Annotated in this window: 1 protein-coding gene and 2 pseudogenes; all 3 read left to right on the top strand. The window is 63.9% G+C overall.

Annotated features, from left to right (window positions below):
- A pseudogene (locus tag JOY90_RS03950) lies at positions 1–286 on the top strand (carbamoyl phosphate synthase small subunit); the annotation flags it as partial.
- Positions 287–388: 102 nt separating this feature from the next.
- Positions 389–890 (top strand): annotated as a pseudogene (locus JOY90_RS03945) (PaaI family thioesterase).
- A 102-nt stretch (positions 891–992) separates the two neighbouring features.
- Entirely contained in the window at positions 993–2,087 is a 1,095-nt protein-coding gene (locus tag JOY90_RS03940; protein WP_291689857.1) for a mandelate racemase/muconate lactonizing enzyme family protein, read from the top strand.
- Positions 2,088–2,307: the final 220 nt, after the last annotated feature.

Raw genomic sequence — 2,307 nt, 5'->3', positions numbered from 1 at the left:
GCACCAGGGCCATCACGGCGCCAACCATCCGGTGAAGGACGAGACCACCGGCAAGGTCGAGATCACCTCGATGAACCACGGCTTCGCCGTCGACCAGGCGACTCTGCCGAAGGGCGCGACGCAGACCCACATCTCGCTGTTCGACGGCTCCAATTGCGGCATTGCGCTCGACGGCAGGCCGGTATTTTCCGTGCAGTACCACCCCGAGGCCTCGCCGGGCCCCCGCGACTCGCACTATCTGTTCGACCGCTTCGCCGATCTGATGCGCGAGCGGAAGAAGGCGTAACGTCCCCCGTTTTATCGGGAAAGACAGCCGGAACGAGCGAGACTTGTCCCGCTCCGCTCGTTTGATATGATCGTCATCATCTAAAATGACCATGACGCGACCATGGACGATCAGACCGCTCTCAGGCCCGGCTACGGCGTCATGCCGGTCGAGGCCATGGCCTCGATGGCCGGGATCGATGTCGTCCGTGGTATCTTCGATGGAACGCTACCGCAGCCGCCGATCATGCAGGGCGTCGAGCCGTTCGACTGCGCCGCCGTGCCCGGCATGGTCGCGATGCACAGCCTGCCGACCATTCATCATTACAACCCGATCGGTTCGGTGCATGGCGGCTACGCCGCGATCCTCTTGGGTTCAGCGATGGGGCTCGCGGTGCATTCCATGCTGCCGCCGGGTGCGGGCTACAGCACGCTGGAGTTCAAGATCTCCTTCATCCGCGGCATGAGCACCAAAACCGGCACGGTGCGCACCGAAGGCAAGGTGCTCAATGTCGGCCGCCGCGCCGCCACCGCGGAAGCGCGGATCACCGACGCCAGAGGGCGGCTATCTATTGGCGCACGCCACCACCACCTGCCTTGTTTTCGAGATTCCGACGGCCGCATAGCGGCATCGTTGTCGGCGCATTGCGCGCGTGTTGGACGGCGCTGGATCAGCGGCCGCCTTCTGTGGTTGAATTTCCGTTGCTCCGGACCGAGGAAACGCCGCAATGACCAACTCCGACATGACCATTCGTGACGTCCGCGTGACGATGCTGCGCCTGCCCTGGGCAGATGACCCCTGGCTCAAGGGCCACGCGCTGGGCCAGACGCGCGACATCCTGATCTGCGACGTCGAGACGGCGGGCGGCATCACCGGGATGGGCTATCTGTTTCTGTTCCGCCCCGGGATGAAGTCGATCGCGGCCTGTCTCGAGGAGTGCGTCATCCCGCGGGTCAACGGCAAGGACTCAACCGCCATCGAGGCGATCTGGCGCGATCTCTGGACCGCGACCATGACCTATGGCCGCGGCGGCATCACCGCGATGGCGATGTCGGCGCTCGACATCGCGCTATGGGACGCAATGGGAAAACGCGCCGGACTGCCGCTGCACCGGCTGTGGGGCCATTACCGCTCGGAGATCCCGATCTACGGCTCGGGTTGCTTCCGCGGTGCCGGCGGCGATGGCATGATCGAGAAGGCGCTGCACTACGTGAAGCAGGGCTACAAGGCGATCAAGATGCAGGTCGCCCATGTCCGCACGCCTGCCGAGGATCTCGACAATGTGCGCCGCATGCGCGAGGCGGTGGGGCCCGACATCGACATCATGATCGACGTCAACATGGGCTGGAGCGCGGATGTGGCGATCGAGATGGGCCGCAAGTTCGAGAAGTACGACATCTACTGGCTCGAGGAGCCGGTGCCGGCCGATGATTTCGCCGGCTATCAGCGCATCGCAGCGTCGCTCGACATGCGGGTGGTCGGCGGCGAGACCCATTTCACGCGTTACGACCTGCGGCCGTTCTTCCTCGATCCCTGCCTGCCGATCCTGCAGCCCGATCCGATGCGGGGCGGCATGACCGACCTGCGCAAGATCGCAACGCTCGCCGACACCTGGGGCGTCACCATCGCGCCGCATCTGTTTCCCGAGTTGAACGTGCATCTGCTCGCTTCGATCCCGAACGGGATCTGGTGCGAGAACATGGGGCTGCTCGACGATCTCTGGGTCGATCCGCCCGCGATCAAGGACGGCATGATCACGGCGCCGGAGCGGCCCGGCCACGGGCTCAAGTTCAAGGAAGAGTTGATGAAGTTTCGGATCTAGCCGCGGAAGGAACGCCAGAGACGGCAGCCCGTTTAGTCGAGGGTTCTTCGTGAGAAGGGAACGCGAAGGGTTGCGGCTGGTTGGTTTCGTTAAGGAGGAGATTGTCATGTCGATCGTCCGCGAAAAAATCGAACCCGCCACCATCGTCTTCGCCGACGACGGCCTCGTGCCGAACAACCCGATGCCGTTTCTGGTCTACAAGGGCGTGGTCGCCCTCGAT

The organism is Bradyrhizobium sp. (genome assembly GCF_019242285.1).
Classification (GTDB): domain Bacteria; phylum Pseudomonadota; class Alphaproteobacteria; order Rhizobiales; family Xanthobacteraceae; genus Bradyrhizobium.
This window is presented reverse-complemented; position numbering and strand designations above follow the sequence as displayed.

Coding starts and splice junctions, on each gene's coding strand:
- JOY90_RS03940 (WP_291689857.1), top strand. CDS start 993: ATGACCAACTCCGACATGACCATTCGTGACGTCCGCGTGACGATGCTG.